This is a genomic window from Verrucomicrobiia bacterium (assembly GCA_035629335.1).
In the GTDB taxonomy this organism is placed as follows: Bacteria; Patescibacteriota; Saccharimonadia; order Saccharimonadales; family Saccharimonadaceae; genus DASUUR01.
Map to the genome: position 1 here is coordinate 904134 of DASPIB010000001.1, position 16894 is coordinate 921027.

At 48.2% G+C, this 16894-nt stretch carries 16 protein-coding genes; 3 read left to right on the forward strand and 13 right to left on the reverse strand.

Going from position 1 to position 16894, the window contains the following annotated elements:
- Positions 1-76: 76 nt before the first annotated feature.
- From nrdR to VD907_05015, 10 genes are all read right to left on the reverse strand, one after another.
- Positions 77-541, reverse strand: coding sequence for a transcriptional regulator NrdR (gene nrdR, locus VD907_04970; protein HYG84209.1), 465 nt, complete (start codon positions 539-541; stop codon positions 77-79).
- A 130-nt stretch (positions 542-671) separates the two neighbouring features.
- The gene (ftsZ, locus tag VD907_04975) at positions 672-1889 is read right to left on the reverse strand and encodes a cell division protein FtsZ (protein ID HYG84210.1); all 1218 of its coding nucleotides are present in this window, start codon (positions 1887-1889) and stop codon (positions 672-674) included.
- A gap of 105 nt (positions 1890-1994) precedes the next feature.
- On the reverse strand, positions 1995-3248 hold the full coding sequence (gene ftsA / locus VD907_04980) for a cell division protein FtsA (GenBank protein ID HYG84211.1): 1254 nt from the start codon (positions 3246-3248) through the stop codon (positions 1995-1997).
- Positions 3249-3342: 94 nt separating this feature from the next.
- Positions 3343-4098, reverse strand: a complete 756-nt coding sequence (gene map / locus VD907_04985; GenBank protein ID HYG84212.1) for a type I methionyl aminopeptidase — start codon at positions 4096-4098, stop codon at positions 3343-3345.
- Positions 4083-4628, reverse strand: coding sequence for a nucleoside monophosphate kinase (locus VD907_04990; protein HYG84213.1), 546 nt, complete (start codon positions 4626-4628; stop codon positions 4083-4085). The genes map and VD907_04990 overlap by 16 nt, the downstream gene beginning before the upstream one ends.
- A 14-nt stretch (positions 4629-4642) precedes the next feature.
- A complete protein-coding gene (locus VD907_04995) occupies positions 4643-5101 on the reverse strand; it encodes a GatB/YqeY domain-containing protein (protein ID HYG84214.1) in 459 nt (152 codons plus the stop codon).
- Between the two features lie 2 nt (positions 5102-5103).
- Positions 5104-5319 (reverse strand): hypothetical protein, encoded by a 216-nt coding sequence (locus VD907_05000; GenBank protein HYG84215.1) that lies wholly within the window; start codon positions 5317-5319, stop codon positions 5104-5106.
- Positions 5320-5372: 53 nt separating this feature from the next.
- Entirely contained in the window at positions 5373-7016 is a 1644-nt protein-coding gene (gene recJ, locus VD907_05005; protein HYG84216.1) for a single-stranded-DNA-specific exonuclease RecJ, read from the reverse strand.
- Entirely contained in the window at positions 7016-7318 is a 303-nt protein-coding gene (locus VD907_05010; GenBank protein ID HYG84217.1) for a winged helix-turn-helix domain-containing protein, read from the reverse strand. The genes recJ and VD907_05010 overlap by 1 nt, the downstream gene beginning before the upstream one ends.
- A gap of 86 nt (positions 7319-7404) precedes the next feature.
- Positions 7405-8064, reverse strand: a complete 660-nt coding sequence (locus VD907_05015) for a phosphoribosyltransferase family protein (GenBank protein ID HYG84218.1) — start codon at positions 8062-8064, stop codon at positions 7405-7407.
- Between the two features lie 31 nt (positions 8065-8095).
- Between VD907_05015 and priA the strand changes: the two genes are divergently transcribed.
- From priA to fmt, 3 genes are read left to right on the forward strand one after another with little or no spacing between them, the layout of a single operon-like run.
- Entirely contained in the window at positions 8096-10036 is a 1941-nt protein-coding gene (gene priA, locus VD907_05020; protein ID HYG84219.1) for a primosomal protein N', read from the forward strand.
- 38 nt (positions 10037-10074) lie between these two features.
- The gene (gene def / locus VD907_05025) at positions 10075-10650 is read left to right on the forward strand and encodes a peptide deformylase (protein ID HYG84220.1); all 576 of its coding nucleotides are present in this window, start codon (positions 10075-10077) and stop codon (positions 10648-10650) included.
- Complete coding sequence (fmt, locus tag VD907_05030) at positions 10610-11500, forward strand: methionyl-tRNA formyltransferase (protein HYG84221.1); 891 nt, start codon at positions 10610-10612, stop codon at positions 11498-11500. The genes def and fmt overlap by 41 nt, the downstream gene beginning before the upstream one ends.
- Here fmt and VD907_05035 read toward each other — a convergent pair.
- The 3 genes from VD907_05035 to infB all read right to left on the reverse strand — a co-directional run bounded on the left by VD907_05035 (position 11497) and on the right by infB (position 16851).
- On the reverse strand, positions 11497-11940 hold the full coding sequence (locus VD907_05035; GenBank protein ID HYG84222.1) for a DUF5663 domain-containing protein: 444 nt from the start codon (positions 11938-11940) through the stop codon (positions 11497-11499). The two genes, fmt and VD907_05035, sit on opposite strands and share 4 nt — an antisense overlap.
- Before the next feature lie 51 nt (positions 11941-11991).
- Positions 11992-14901 (reverse strand): PP2C family serine/threonine-protein phosphatase, encoded by a 2910-nt coding sequence (locus tag VD907_05040; GenBank protein ID HYG84223.1) that lies wholly within the window; start codon positions 14899-14901, stop codon positions 11992-11994.
- Between the two features lie 183 nt (positions 14902-15084).
- Positions 15085-16851 (reverse strand): translation initiation factor IF-2, encoded by a 1767-nt coding sequence (gene infB, locus VD907_05045; protein HYG84224.1) that lies wholly within the window; start codon positions 16849-16851, stop codon positions 15085-15087.
- Positions 16852-16894 lie beyond the last annotated feature (43 nt).

Sequence of the window (16894 nt, forward strand, 5' to 3'; positions counted from 1 at the left end):
CCTCTCTTAATTGTTAGTACATGGTTTTTATTTTGACCGTTGCTACCCCTAGCACGGCGCGGCTTTAGTACAAAAACTAAGAGTTGGCAATTTTGTGCTGGACTTGTGCCAAAATGGCTTCAAATTCATCCAGGCTTTTAAATTCGCGGTAGACACTTGCGAATCGCACGTAAGCGACTTCATTGCGTTTTAGAAGTTCTTCGAGCACCAAATCCCCAATCAGGCGCGAAGGAACTTCATTTTCATTGAGTGCATAGAGCGCTTCTTCAACACGCGCTATGATTTCCTCAATTTCGACATCTGATGCCAAAAATTTTCCAACTGAGCGGTGGATCGCTGCAAATAGTTTATTGCGATCAAACAATTCGCGCATACCATCTTTTTTAATAACCGCTAAATTTGGCCGCTCAATGCGTTCGTAAGTAGTAAACCGGTAATGACATGTCTGGCATTCACGACGACGACGAATCGAGTCACCATCTCCTGCTTCGCGAGATTCAATGACTTTTAAGTCGGTTTCATGGCAGCGCGGACATTTCATTAGCTAAAACTCCTCGTTTTGTGTTAAAGCGCCCCTACACCCCCATATAGTGTAGCTATTTCTTAGTGTAACCCCATATATGTGCCAATGCAAGAGTTTTTGACACAACATGTAGCGTTTTACAACAGTATTAGCGGTCGTCGTCTTTTTGGCGATCTTTGCGCCTTCTGAGAAATGCGGGGGTGTCTTCATCGTCATAGTGCCAAATGTTTTTTGGCTCATCGTCATCGGCAAACGTGTTTGCGGTGGGCATTGGCTCGTCAATATCAAGGTTGATTTTTTCGATATCAGATTCATCAATCGTAGTGGTCGCCGGTGTGGTATCGGCCGTTGGCTGCGCCGCTGTTGCAGTGGCTCCATCCTCCAGCGAAGCTGCTTGTTCATGGAAATAGGCCGAATCAAAGCCAGTTGCAATCACCGTGATTACGAGCTCATCTTCCATTTCTGGCTTCAGCGTTGCCCCAAAAATAATATTCGCGTCAGGCGCCACGGCACTGGTGATAATTTCGGCCGCTTCTTGGATCTCGCTCATGCTCATATCGTAACCACCCGAAACATTAAACAGCACGCCGCGCGCGCCATCAATCGAAACTTCGATCAGTGGCGATTCAATTGCCTGCTGGGCAGCTTGTACGGCTCGGTCATCACCACTTGCACGGCCAATACCCATCAGCGCCGAGCCGGCATTGCTCATAATTGCCTTAACGTCAGCAAAGTCGAGGTTAATCAGACCGTGTTCGGTAATAAGTTCAGAAATACCCTGTACGCCCTGCCGTAAAACATCATCAGCAATTTTAAAGGTTTCAAGTAGCGGTGTGCGTCGATCAATTGTTTGCAGTAATCGGTCGTTTGGGATGGTAATAAGCGTATCGACTTGGCGACCCAGGTTGGTAATGGCCCATTCAGCGTTTTGGCGTCGCTTCTCGCCTTCAAAACTAAATGGCTTTGTGGCCACACCAACAACCAGAATACCGAGCTCACGAGCAACCTCAGCTACTACATGGCCAGCACCTGAACCCGTGCCACCGCCAGCGCCAATCGTTACAAACACCATGTCTGCACCTTCCAGTGCATTCCGAATTTCGTCACGTGATTCTTCAGCTGCGGCTTCGCCAACCTTTGGGTCAGCACCAGCACCTAAGCCCCGAGTAGTATTGGGGCCAATATGGATTTTTACATCGGCTTTTGAGTTATGTAGGGCTTGTGCATCGGTATTAATAGCAATAAATTGAACGCCATGAAGTCCCACGTCCTTCATGCGATTAACGGCTGCGCAACCGGCGCCACCAATACCCACGACTTTAATTGTGGCAAATGTTTGTATATCGGCTGGTTTTACTTCAGGCATTGTCTAAAATCCTCTTCCCCGCTTGTTCACATTTAGTATACACCTTGTTCGCGCATGTACCAACTTTGTATGCATTTTGCATTCCGCGCGGCGGTTGAGTATATTTTATGAACGAAACTTATTAAATAATCCGCTTATCTTCTTACTAAATGAACCTAGTGCCGCATTTGCTTGTTGGGTTTTGCTTGTCTCGCGCTGAGCGTGAGCCCCGGCACCTTCAAGATCAAGCAACATCAACCCAGCTGCAGTCGCAAATTGTGGCTCTTGAATGTTCTCCGCCACACCACTAAAGCCAGTTGGGTGGCCGATGCGAACCGCTAGTTGCAAGGACTCTCTTGCGTAATCATCAATACCTTTTAGTTGCGCGCCGGCGCCGGTTAACACCACGCCACCTGGCAGCTTGGCGGCGCGGCCAATAGATTTTAGTTCTTTATTGATGTATTCAAAAAGTTCTTCAAGCCGGGCGTCGACAATCATATCAACTTCACTGGCCGGAAATTCATGCGATTGCTTTTCAAGCTTGACGCTCAAAACCGTTTCGCCTGCTTTACGTAGGCTTGGCATAGCAATAGCATGCTTTAATTTGAGCTCTTCGGCAATATCAAGATCAGTTTTTAAGCCAATAGCGAGATCATTTGTAATGTTCACCCCTCCCACTGGTAGCACGGCAATATGCTGAAGATCACCTTCTTCATAGACCGCAATATTGGTCGTCGTCCCGCCAATATCGACTAGTAGCACGCCATTCTCCATTTGCTGCTCGGATAACACCGCTCGTGCCGCGGCCAAGCCTGCCGGCACTGCCCGGTTAACTTGGGTGTGGGTCATTTCGTTAGCTTTCAAGAGATTTTTCATATGGGGCGCTAGCGCAGTAATGACATGCGCGTCAACCTCTAAGCGAACGCCAGTCATGCCAATTGGATCCTTAATATTCTCTTGTCCATCAAGCTGATAGCCGCGGGGCGTGACATCGAGAATCTCGCGATTTGCCGGTAGCTGTACCACAGTGGCTGCTTCTTCTACTCGCGCTAGATCGTCCTCATTGATCTCGTGACCTTGGGTGCCGACCGCAATCACTCCCCTGGAGGTCATGCCTAAAATATGCGACCCGTTCACACTTACGGTGGCCGCTTCAATTTGGTGCCCCGACATCCTTTCGGCATCTTCGAGGGCTTTATCGATAGCCTGAGCCGTGGAGACTAAATTAACTACTATGCCTTTGCGCATACCGCTGTTTTTTGTAGCGGCAATACCAATAATTGTGGGGGTTTGGGCGCCGGCATCAACGTGGCCGACCACACACCGCACGGTGGTCGTGCCTATATCAAGACCAACCGCATATCGAGAAAGTTCCTGCATATGTCAAAGTATACCGCTTATGCCGGGTGTCTGGCAACCTTTCCTGCAATCTAACTCAGTAAGCCTCGTCTCATTTAACGCTGCAAAAGCCGGTCTAGAGCTGAGTTAAAATCTCGTAACCATCCTGGGTGATGAGCACGGTGTGCTCAAAGTGAGCCGCCAAACTGCGGTCACGCGTCCGAAGCGTCCAGTTATCGCGGTCTAGTTTTATCCGTTCGCGCCCCAGGGTTGCCATCGGTTCAATAGCAATCGTCATACCCGCTTTCAACAGTTGCCCCTGGCCTGCCATACCGTAATTTGGCACATCTGGTGCTTCGTGCATCTCGTGTCCAATACCATGCCCGACCATCTCTCGCACAATCCCCAGTTTCCCTGCCTGAAGTGTTTTTTGGATAGCCACCCCAATATCACCGGTACGCACACCGTCACGAATAATACTTATACCGTCGTACAAACTGCGCTCGGTATATTCAAGCAGACGCTTTTTATCTGCGCGCGGTTCCTCGCCCACCACCACTGTAAAAGCTGAATCAGTCTTCATACCGTTATAGGTAATGACGAGATCAAACCCGACGACATCGCCAATTTGTAACTCGTGATCGGTAGGAACGCCATGCACCACCTTATCGTTGGTAGAAATACATACCACTCCTGGGAAATTGACTGTCGGCTCTTTGTAGGTCGGGGTGGCACCTAGTGCATGAATTTCTTTTTCAACCCAATCGTTGATTTCGCGTTCGGTCATGCCGGGCTGGATATAGCCGCGTAAACGCTGAAAAATCGTCCCTAGGATTTTGCCACCGGTACGCATCTCGGCAATTTCTGCTGTTGTTTTTATACGAGGTTGCATGCAACCAGCTCTGCCTCAATACGATCATGTACTTGCCCTACCGTACCTGTTCCATCAATGTGGGCAATGTGCACTCGCTGTTCTGTTAGATAATTTAAAATCGGATAAATTTCCTGCCGGTAAATACGTAGCCGCTCTTCAATTGCCTCGGGGGTATCGTCGACTCTACCTCGTAGTTGGAGACGTCGAATGAGCTCGTGCTTTGGCACTTCAAGCACGACAACCAGTCCAATTGAACGCTCATGTTCTGGCTGAGCCTCAACGAGCCACTCCGCTTGGTCGAGCCGTCTTGGAAAGCCATCTAAAATGACGTGTTTAATATCTTTGGCACGCTTAATAGCCTCGCCGACAATCTCGTTTATTGTCGCGGTAGGAATTAAATTACCCGACTGCATCTGGTGGATGAGTACTTCGTCGTGGCTATCGCGAAGTAGCTGGCCAGAACTTAACCAGCGCCAATCATGCCGCGCAGCCAGCATCTGCCCCTGTACGCTTTTTCCAGCTCCTGCTGGACCGAAAAAAATGATCACCGACAGTAAGGCTCCTATTTATTTTGTAGTAGTTCTTTTACAATAGCCGCCGCTTTTGCGCCATCAACTCGAGAACCGTACTGAGCACGCAAGGCACCCAAAACTTTGCCCATATCTTTAGGGCTTGTGGCGTTGTGTTCTTGGATAAGCCGTTCGGCGTTGCTGTGGAGCTCAGTTTCTGACAGCGGTTCTGGCAAATAACGAAGAATCACTTCTTTCTCAGCGCGCTCTTTTTGAGCCGCCGCGTGGTTACCACCTTTGTCAAATAAATCTGCGCTTTCGTCGCGCTGTTTCGCCTGTTTTGCAAAAACTGCTTCGATTGCCGCGTCATCTAGGCCCAACTCACGACGCTTTTGGGCTACTTCTTCGTACAAAATTGCACTTTTGAGCCCTTTTAATACATCGACGACAAACCTATCGCCGCTTAACATAGCTGCTTTTATGTCGGTTTCAAGACGTTGCTTTAAGGACATGCCTAGCGGACGCCAAGACGGGTTCGCATAAGTTTGTCAGCCTTACGCTGAGTGCGAATAATCGCCTTTTTGCGGCGCTCCTCTTTAGAAATATCTTTTGAAAATCGCTGACGTGCTTTTACCACAGAGAGCAGACCCGACTGTAATACCTTGCGGTTGAAACGTCGGATAATGTTCTCGTTAGCCTCATTACTATCTTTACGTGTTACTTGTACCATATCGAAAACTATTGTAACAGATCAGATTTAAAAACGCAAAGAGAAGTCTGGCATTAATTAGCCAGCGTCAGCTCGAGTAATCGACCTTCAATGGTCCGCGCACCGCGCCACTCATTAACAGCGACCGTGCACCACGCGTGAACCCGCGCCCCTACGGGTACGAAGAAATGATCGGGTGCTGAAAAAGCCAATACCGATAAAGCCCGGTTGTGCTTATCTTGCAGCTGTAATTTTACATGCTGCTCAGCATCGCCCATTCGCCGCACTGACAAAACAAGCATGTCGTGCAGTTGAAAAATCGGCTCTGTATTGCCTTGGCCGAACGGTTCAAGTGCTTCAAGCGCCCTCAACAAGGCCTCATCAAGATGATGCAGCTCCTCAAGTACAAGCTCTTCTTTTGGGCTCAGGTGATGTATTTGGTCCTGCAGCTCGAGCGAGTGATAATAATCGTTCACACTTCGCCTAAAATCGGTAATTTTATCTTTCAAAAGTGTCACGCCCGCCGCCGCTTTATGACCACCGCCCTTTAAAATATGCGCTTCACTTGCCCTAATAGCATCGGCTGCACTAAAATCACCGTAGCTCCGCGCCGATCCTTTGGCGGTATGATCAATTTCTTGCAGTACAAAAGTCGGCTTCTTATATTTTTCAAGCAATTTGGCCGCCACAATACCAATGATGCCATGTGACCAACCCGGGTCACTCACTACCAGTACCGGATGGTCTTTAAACTGCTCGGCTTGTTTTTGGGCTTCTTCAAAAATACGGTTCTGCTCTAAACGACGCTGTGCATTCATTGCGTCGAGCTGCTGCGCCAAACGCAACGCTTCTTCAGGATCTTTAGTGGTTAATAAATCCAATGAAAGCTGAGCAGTATCTAAACGCCCAGCCGCGTTCATCCTTGGCCCTAGCCCAAAACCAAGCGCCCGAGCATTTACCTCGGACTGTTTTACGCCCGCTATCGCCATCAAAGCACGAAGCCCTGGCCGGCGAGTCTTCTTTAGCACCTGAAGCCCCCAATACACCATCACCCGATTTTCATCTTTCAAACTCACGACGTCGCAGACAGTTCCTAGTGCTACTAAATCGAGCAGCCATTTTTCTTGGCCAAGAGGGAGACCATCAATATACAACTGCAGCGCCTGGACAAGTTTAAAAGCCACCCCTACCCCAGCGAGATCAATAAATGGATACTGGTGATCGTTCCGTTTAGGATTAATAACCGCCACTGCAGGTGGCTGTACCTCTGCGACGTTATGGTGATCGGTCACAATCACGGCCATTCCAAGCTCATTGGCACGTTCGATTTCTGTATGGCTCAAACTACCGCAATCCACCGTCACAATTAACTGCGCACCCATGGCAGCAATTCGCTCAATTGCATCAACCGTTAAGCCATATCCCTCGACAAAACGATTCGGGATAAAAGCGTCAACATTTTTAAATCCGAAGGCAGCAAAAGCCTCAAGCAGCACAGTGGTTGCAGTCAGACCATCAATATCATAGTCGCCATAAATAACAATGCGCTCCTGGGCACTCCGGGCCGCAACCAGCCTATCGACTGCCGCTTGCATATCCGGCAGAAGAAACGGATCGTGCTTTGCGTCGTAACTCGGTTGCAAAAAAGCTTGCTGCGCGGCCTCGCCTACTATACCGCGCCGTTCAAGAAGCTGAACAACCAGCGGATGCAGTTCCATTAGAGTTCTGGATTTTGGCGCTTGGTGCGCTGTGCTTGGGCTTGTTGCGATTTAATAACGATACTTTGCAGTTCTTTAAAAATCGCGAAATTCTTGTTCGTCGAATAAATTTTAGTATTTCCCTGCTTGTCACTCTGCAAAAAGCCCAACTTTTCGAGTCGCTTTAGCTCTCGTTGAATATTACCTGGATCTTCTTTGATAAGCTTTGCCAAACCACGAACGTGTGTTCGAAAATCAGGATATTTTGCATACACAACAATGATCTTTCGTCTGACTCGGGAAGTGATAATTACGTCTAACATCTTATGTTTTAACCTCTTTTGATTAGATCACGTTGCTATTTATTCTACACTTTTTGACAACACAAATGCAAGTCACAACCAGCCTCTTAGCGCCAATTTAGTACAATCTGATTGATCTTTTGGATGGTTTGCTCATGAGTCGGGATGTCATTCTCATCGTAGTAATGATTGATGCTAATGAAATTATCCGTGACCCCCAAAACATGAAGTTCATCTGCCAGAATATGCATTCTATCGACCGCTTCAACTGAAGCTACCGGTGTCGCAATGACAAGCCTTGCAATCCGTATGGGTTTTAAGAAATCGGCCGCCGCATCAAGCGACGCACCAGTAGAAAGGCCATCGCTTACCAAGATCACCACATGATCTCTTAGCATGTCACTACTTAGAATACCACCATCGCCAAGCAAACGGTTAATATGTTGGAACTTTTCTCGTTTTTGTTCTTCTAAATAGCCGTGAAACTCGGTGTAGTAGGCCTCAATTTCACCAGCTGAAATAGCCCCGTTGTAAGTAAAGCTGCCATTTTGATTGACATTGCCAAACACTAACGATTCGCCCGGTATATCGATTTTTTCAAGGAGCAGCATCGTCAAAATACAATGGAGCTGGCTTGCAATTTGTTCCCCCACCTGCACAGCGCCGTCGCTTAAAGCCAGTACTACGCTATTTTCATAGCGATACTGTAATAGTTGGGCGGCGAGCTGTTGGCCAGCTTCTTGGCGGTTCTTAAAATACATTCCCATACATGTCTAGTCTAGCAGTATAATAGATTTAATGCAGTACTATTACCTCGTGGCGACACTGGCACGTGCCGCCCGTTTCACCTCGTCTTTTACCTATCATTTCGATACCCAGCTGCCGGCGGGGCAACTTGTGCAGGTTGAGGTAGGGAAAAAACTGGTTTCGGGCGTGGTCATAGAGCAAGTCCAGTCACCAAATTTCGCCACCAAGGCTATTCATCATGTCCTTGACCTGCCACCCCTCCCCAAGCAAATTCTCAAAATTGCCGAGTGGCTCCGCGACTATTACCGTAGCCCCGAGGCGAGCGTCTGGCAAACACTTCTCCCTACCGGCCTTGGCAAGAAACGCCGCCAAATTCCTGCAACCCTTCAGGAATACCGTCGCGATCGAACAACTATTGTACTCAACCCCCAACAAACGGCTGCCCTTCAGGCGATAGATAGTGGACCTCCTGGCACGTATTTACTGCAGGGGATAACTGGTTCTGGAAAAACGCAGGTCTACATTGAGGCCGCCAAAAACACTATCAATCAAAATAGATCGGTGATTGTACTTGTCCCTGAAATTGCACTCACCTCTCAGCTTATAGCCGAGTTTTCACAGCATTTTCCCCATATCATTGTCACTCACTCCCGGATGACCGAAGCCCAGCGGCACCACGCTTGGCTGCAATCCTTAAAAACCGAGCAACCGGCCATTATTATCGGCCCGCGATCAGCGCTTTTTAGCCCCGTCAAAAACTTGGGGTTAATCGTGATTGATGAAAGTCACGAGCCAAGCTATAAGCAAGAACAAACGCCACGCTATTCGGCCCTCAGAGCCGCCAGCATGCTTGCACAACTTCATGGCGCCAAGCTCATTCTTGGCAGCGCCACGCCAAACGTAGTAGATCGTTTTCTAGCTGAAACAACTAAGCGACCTGTAATAAAGCTCACCACACTCGCCCGGACACACGCTACCACACCCCAAATTGAAGTCATCGATATGAAGAAGCTTGAGCATTTCACTAAGCACTCGTTTATCTCAAATGCTCTTTTCTCGGCCATTAATGATGGTCTCTCTCGGCAGCAACAATCGCTCATCTTCCATAATCGTCGCGGCAGCGCCCCCACAACTCTCTGTAAAAATTGCGGCTGGCAGGCCGCCTGTCCTCACTGCTTTCTCCCGCTTACCTTACATAACGACGCTTTTCAACTGCGCTGCCATTTATGCAACTTTACAGCAGCCGTCCCTACGGCCTGTCCTCAATGCGGCGCAACTGAGGTAGTTCATAAAGGCATCGGCACCAAAGCCATCGAAGACGCCCTCAAGCGGCTCTTTCCAAAAGCAAAGATCTTCCGCTTCGATGCCGACAGCGCCAGTTCTGAAACGGTCGATAAGCTCTATCAAGAACTTTACGATGGGGCGATCGATATCATCATTGGCACCCAGGTGATCGCAAAAGGGCTCGATCTTCCTCGCTTAACAACCGTCGGCATTATTCAGGCAGATGCCGGCCTAAATTTACCCGATTTCCAAGCCGACGAAAGGGTGTTTCAACTTGTTTCACAGGTGCGCGGTCGGGTTGGTCGCAATGAGCTATCGAGTAAATTAGTTGTTCAGAGCTATTATCCTGAAGCTGTTAGTGTGCAGTGCGGTATCACTCAAGATTACGAAACCTTTTATCAAACTGTCCTACATCGCCGAAAGCAGCAGCACTTCCCGCCTTTTTCGCATTTATTAAAACTTATTGGCTCTTATAGAACCGAACAACAGGCCGTCAAGGCGGCCCGCGAACTAAGCACGACACTTCGCAGCTCATCGCTTGCTATACAGATTTTCGGGCCCGCGCCTGCCTTCTATGAACGCCTACGCGGTAGCTATCGGTGGCAGCTTTTAGTCAAAAGCCATGATCGACAACAGCTGATCGCCGCCCTTGACTACCTTCCCCCACGGCATTGGCAGTTTGAACTTGACCCGATCTCCCTGTTATAACTATCAAAATAACCTGAAATCAGGTATACTACAGCTACATGACCAAAGACGATATCATCACCCTACCAAACCCCCACCTTCGAGAAAAATCTCGACGCATCCATGTCATTACCAGCGAAATTACTGACCTCATTGCCGATATGGAAGCCGCCACTCTCGACTGGGAAGCTTCTCGACCCTACGAAATTGGGGCAGCCCTGGCTGCCGTGCAGGTCGATCGGCTCGAGCGTATTGTCATTGTCCGTAGCGACCTCGACGACAAAGATAACCGCTCCTTCACCCCCCTCATCAACCCCGAGATCGTAAAGCTTGAAGGCGAAATTATTTACGATCACGAGGGTTGTTTGAGTGTAAAAAATGTCTATGGCCTCGTGCCACGGTATTCACAAGTACGCGTAAAAGCCCTCGATATTGATGGCAATGAAATTCGCATCAAAGCCAAAGGCTATCTCGCCCGAGTACTCCAGCACGAAATCGACCACACTAATGGTCTTCTCTTCATCGATCACATTCGCGACGCCAAAGATAATTTCTTTATCCTGGACGATAAAGGCGAACTACAAAAGCTCGACTATGACAAAGATATCAAAACCAATAGTATTCTTTGGGACTGAAGATTTTAGCGCGGCAACTCTCCGCACGCTCATTGAAGCCGGCCAGCCCGTTGAGTTAGTCGTCACTAAGCCCGATACTCCTCGAGGCCGCGGCCGAATCTTAACGCCGCCCCTGGTTAAACAAATTGCCGAAGCTGCGAGCATTCCTGTGCTGCAACCCATAAAAGTATCTGAAATCATTCCGGAAATTAAAAAACTAGTGGCTCCAATTGGCGTGCTCGTGGCTTATGGCAAAATTATTCCGCAATCAGTTATGGATTGTTTTAGCCCCGGGATAATCAATGTGCACCCCTCACTCCTCCCAAAATACCGCGGCCCTTCACCAATCGAAACCGCCATCCTTAATGGCGACTCTCGAACGGGCATATCGATCATGCAGCTTTCGAAAGACATGGACGCCGGACCAGTATACCTGCAAAGAGCCTACCTACTAACAGGAACGGAAACTAGCCAAGAGCTGTATCAGCGTTTCGCTACCGAGGGAGCACGACTTCTACTTAGCGCCTTGCCTGATATTACAGTCGGTAGTTTGCAACCCGCTGAACAAGACCATGCCACCGCCACGTATTGCCGGCTACTCACCAAAAATGACAGCCTGCTAACGCCCCTAGCTATGACCGCTAGCGAATGCGAACGGCATATTCGTGCCTTCGGTCTTTACCCTAAATCAAAGCTACCTCTCTTCGGACAGTTATGCACTATCCTAAAAGCCCACACCAGTACAGCTGCCGACACTATTCGCCCATCGGTTCAATGTAAAGATAAAATCTACCTGATAATCGATGAACTACAAGCAGTAAACGGTAAAACCATGACCGGGCCCGAATTTATGCGCGGCTACGCCCTTTAAGCCGCCAAAAAACTCTCGCGATTATTCATAATTTCTTGTCGTAGTTGTTCAATCGTGTTCGCTACCACCTGCCGATATTCGGATCGGTTTGTTTCCAGCCACTTGGTGGCGGTGAATTCGGCCCTAATCGCTTCAATTTCACTTGGCTCCAAAGGATTACCCTGTTTTTTTGCCACTGCATTTTGTAACATCGAAACATACGCCGGGTCGTTTGCGTATGCCGGAACGTTAGCCGCCAGCCATTCGTCAATTTTTCCCTGACGTCGATCGATAATACCTTCGAATTCAGCAAGCTGCGCATCGCTTAAACCCTCGGCTAGCTTTGTGCCCACCCGAAGTTCAAGCTCTTCGCGAAGGTGCTGCAAAAACAGCACCTTCTCTTCCTTCGGCATCGCACCGAGCCCCAGCGAGTCAAGAAAATCATCGTCTAATCGAAACATGTATAATATACCCCTTATTTACTGTTTATTATACAAGATAGTTAGTAAACCTTATCGCTCTTCGACGATTCGCGTCCTACCTGCCTCGTTTCGAATATGATAATCATTTAATCGCTGCTCTAATCGCTGCAATCTACCGCGCGCTGAAGCAAGCGAACCAGGGAGGCGACGCGTGCTTCGTTCGAGTTTTTGCACTTTTGCGATTTGCTGTTCATATTCATCCGCTAAACGATTTGCATCATACAATTCTTGCAGCATGTCACGCGCAGCACCAACGGTCATGCTTTCCCGCTGGTAGTCACGACTTAAACCATACTTTCGGTATTCTGAAGGCCGAGGCTGGCTGACAAGCTGCTCCGGCATTTCAGCCAACTCTTTTGCACTTATAGCATCTTTTGCAATTTCGATTAGCTCTCGTCTCTTTCTCTCGAATGAACCTGAATTGAGGTTGTAGCCATTCATCCACAAGTAGTTAGCAACTTTTCCAGAAAGATCCCTTGTAACTGGCCGTTCTTCAACCGACGATCGCTCACTCGTTTCAGGCACTTGATCTAGGATATACTTCAAGAATCGCGAGGTGCGAATGTCCTCATTACGGAAAGGGCTCCTCCGAACATCCATGCCATTACGCTGCATTTCGTTTAGCGTACGGCGCTGCTCAGCTGGTGACCTCGCCGCTTCGTTACGCTGCAGAATCTGTCCGCCCTCTACGGTGCGCTCCCAGTCTTCTTGGTTCATAGTTACAAGGCTCGTCAGAGTCGCTTTTGCAGCTTCCCGCTCGGCATTATTTCTACCAAGCAGGTACGCCTCTTCTTCAATTCGATCTTGCAACTCTTCCTGAGAGAGCTTTTTGTCAGCTCCTACCCAAGCAGCTGCCGGAAGACGTTCGATGTCCCTTAGAATGTCTTTAACGATTCGCTTTTCTTTACGCCCCAGGTCTTTAGTAATTTCTTTCCTTGATTCATAAATACTACTTAAGAGTTTTTCGCCGTCAAGCTTTTCATCATTTTTGATATATTGGCCGCCTTCCAATTTAGCCGTATATTCACGGTTTGCAGCTTTACGCAAACCCTTGACATATTTACGAGGGTATTTATTCCCTGGTTCGTCATATAGATCCTTGACGGTACCGATCTGATTAAAATACTCAATCTGGCTAGCGTTTCGTTTACCAATACCATTAACGAAATCAACTATATTTTTATGCTTCTCTTTATATTTACTTGTATCTTCCGCTTCATTCGCTGTCGCCAATCGGATCAGCTCTTCGGTCAGCTCCCTTAAAGCTTCGGCTTCTTCGCTTTCAACCAGCCGCTCTTCACGTAAAAGTGAGGCCGCGTTAAAGACTTCTGGTGGTGTAATGCGCGGGAACTCTGCGGTCGTTTCGGCAGCAGTGGGTGGAGGTGCCACTGGTGGCACAGGAGGAGTGACTCGGGATGTGGTTGGTGGAGCTGGATCAATGGGAAGTTCACCGCTAAAGCTGCCAAACTCTGGAGTTGCTTCGGTCTGAGCTTCTTGGCTTGAGGTTTTGGTAGTTGCTTCAGACTGCTCGAACCCTTCAGGATTGAAATCAAAAACAATAATCGAGGTGTCGTCGTACTTCTTGCTAGCTTCAAAAAGCGCCTTCATCGCGTCTTCAGGCAAAGGCTGTCTGAATGCTCGCTCAAGCGCTTCCGCATTTATTTTCTCCTCAGGCCAATCACCCAATACACCGTCAGACATCATAACTATTCTATCGCCCGGCTCAAGAGCGTAAACAAAGCTCTCGTCATAACTGCGAGATTTAACATTTATGCCTGCCTGGCCATGCGATATCCCCGGACTCAGTGCGTTACGAATAACGTTTGGCTGGCGTGGGTCGATCTGTTCAGTATTAAGCCATATAGGTTGGCCATCTCTTACGACACATATTCGCGAATCACCAGCAGCAACTCCTATCAAGTTATTTCCGACAACCTGAGCGGTGACGATTGTTGTTGCCATCTCTTGAAGACTTGCATCCTCTGTAGCCAAATCTTTCATCTTCAAGCGAATTTTACTAATCTCAGCAAGATGATCGGCGACAACCACCTGCGGGCTAATCTGAGGCTCGTAGTCAAGAACCGGTGACTTTTCGAACACGCTCATCGCTAGCTTACTAGCTACCTCACCACCTTTGTGTCCACCTGCACCGTCGGCAAGTGCAAATAATTGACGCGATGCGTCAATATAAATAGCGTCTTGATTCCCGCGTTCAGCCTTTGCTACTTCAGCTTCCCACTTTCTTATTTCTTGTGCGCCTAAGCTTTTATTTCTTCCATCTTGCCAGTCAAGACCCTGAGTAGAGAAACTTTCCTTTAAACCGCGTATACGAGGTGGTTCGGCTAATTTCAGCTGCTTGGCGCTCCTTGAAGTTGTGAAGGAAGCAAAACGAACACTTTCAGACTTAGCCTCAGCAGTTTTTTCTTTTTCAAGCGTATTTGATGCCCGCGACTTTTCTGGCGCTTTAGGAGGAGCCTCCTTAAACGTTTCTCGTTGAGGAGCTGGGCGTTTTGGTGGAATATCGGTTGGTTTTGGAGCTGCGGGTTTCGGCTTTGCCGGTGGGATTGCGACAGATTGCTCAGTAGCGGTCGATTTTTCTGGCTTCCCGTTTAAGCGTTCCCGTATGTCTTGCTTGACCTGCTCAGTAACCTTATCGATATCACGGCGCGCCTCTTCAGCTGCTTTCCGCCTCTCAACTCCGAGCTTCCGATAAAGCTCATCCACCGAGACCTGGGTTTTGTTTGGGTCACGATCGTGCTTTCCTTTTTCTTCCTTATAATATAGGTCGAGCTCGGTCGAAGACCGGGGGTGGTCACTGGAAGCATCTTCGGGAGCCTCTTCTTGGGGAACAAGCTCAGTCGTCCCATCGGAAAGAACTTCGCCAAATTCGAAAACTTCTGATTGTCCTGATTGTTGTGCTTGTTGTAATCGTTCAGGCATAGCTTTTTTGCTTCCTACGGGTTAACGTGTTTTTGTTTTATTTTTTCTCTTTATTTATTAATAGCACAAAAACGTCGTAAAATCAAGAGCAGCGTAATTTTCCTCAACAATTACAGCCGAAGCAAGGATGCGAGTGGCGGCGTGCCAGCCACCGATATCAAAAGTGAGCGCTTATGCCAGCCTCTATAGTGAGCGCTTTACCAGCTCTCGAGTAAAGAATTCTAAAGTATCACCTTCAGCAAGCAACAGCTTGTTCTTGGTTTTTAAGCTGAGGCCGCACAATTCGCCTTCAAATACTTCTTTGGCTTCTTGTTGCTGACGTTGCACGTGGGCAACTTCTACTTCAGCAATTTGTTCATCCTTTCGCTTTACCCGTGCCAAGAGGTTGGGCGTCACCTTGCCGCTCATAACCTCGCCCCCACATATCACTTCATTATTTGTGGTGCGGAAAACAGCCTTGATCTTTAAATTGCCGACTTCGTGCTCAACTACTTCAGGGCTCAATAGTCCTTCCATGGCTTCCTTCACGTCATCAAGGAGTTCGTAGATAACCCTAAACAAACGGACCGCGACCTTATCTCGTACGGCCAATCGTTTAACTGCCGGCGGTAGCTGCACATTAAACCCATAGACAATTGCATTACTGGTAGAAGCCAAGCGAATATCGTTTTCGGTGATATTGCCAACGCCCGAACTAATAATATTAACGTTAATTTCTTCGTTTTCAAGCAAGCGTAAGCTGTCACTTAAAGAGGTCAATGAACCCTGCACATCAGCCCGCAAGATAACATTTAAATCCTGAGTGCTTTGCTTTTTGCTCATCATTCTTAATAAATCGGCACTGGTGACATTTGCGCTTAAGGCATTGCTTTCGGTTTCAGCGCGATACTTTTCAACTTCGGTACGCGCAAGCTTCTCATTAGTTACCGCCTTAAACCGATCGCCGAAATGCGGCAATTCTTTAAAACCAGTGACAACCGCTGGCGTTGATGGGCCAGCTTCTTTAAAAGGCTTTTCAGCGAAATCAAGCAAGGTACGAATTTTAGCGTACGTACCGCCGGCAACTAAAAACATTCCTTGGCGAAGCACGCCATGCTCAACCAGCAAGCTCACCACTGGTCCACGACCTTGCTCCATATGGGATTCAATAACTAAACCTTCAGCAGGAATATTAACTTCAGCACGTAAATCTTCAAGATCAGCCACCAAAAGCACCATGTCGAGCAGTTTATCGATATTCTGGCCGGTCTTGGCACTCACTTCGACCATCACCGTATCGCCACCCCATTCTTCTGGGTTTAAGTTGTGCTCGCTCGCAAGTTGCGCTTTCACGCGTGCTGCATCAGCGGTATCTTTATCGATTTTGTTGATCGCCACTACAATTTTTGCGTTGGCTGCTTGGGCAAATTTAATCGCCTCTATAGTTTGTGGCTTCACGCCGTCATCAGCGGCCACAACAATAATTACAACATCCGTTAGTGCGGCGCCGTGTTGGCGAAGAGCACTAAACGCTTCGTGCCCCGGAGTATCAAGTAGAGTAATCGAACGATTATTCTTAGTAGTTTGGTAGGCACTAATGTGCTGGGTAATTCCCCCTGCTTCACCAGATGCAACCTTCATTTTTAAGATTGCATCAAGTAAAGATGTTTTGCCATGGTCAACATGCCCCATAACGGCAACAATCGGTGGACGGGGAGCGGCTGCGTCCGATAGTTCGCGGGTCGCTTTTGCCACAGCCACCTCATCAGTTGATTTTTTTTCTAAACGAACGTTCAGTTTTAATTCGTCAACGATAATTTGGGCGGTTTCAAAATCAATACGCTGGTTAACTGTGGCAGCGATTCCATTTTTAAATAACTCACCAACAAGCACAGTCACAGGCAAGTCGAGTGCTTCGGCAAGCTCACCAACGGTAATCATATGCGGGACGGCAATAACTTTCTCAGACATAGGGTTTCAGAAAGCTCCTTTCTGCCGTCCTTCGCATGTGACG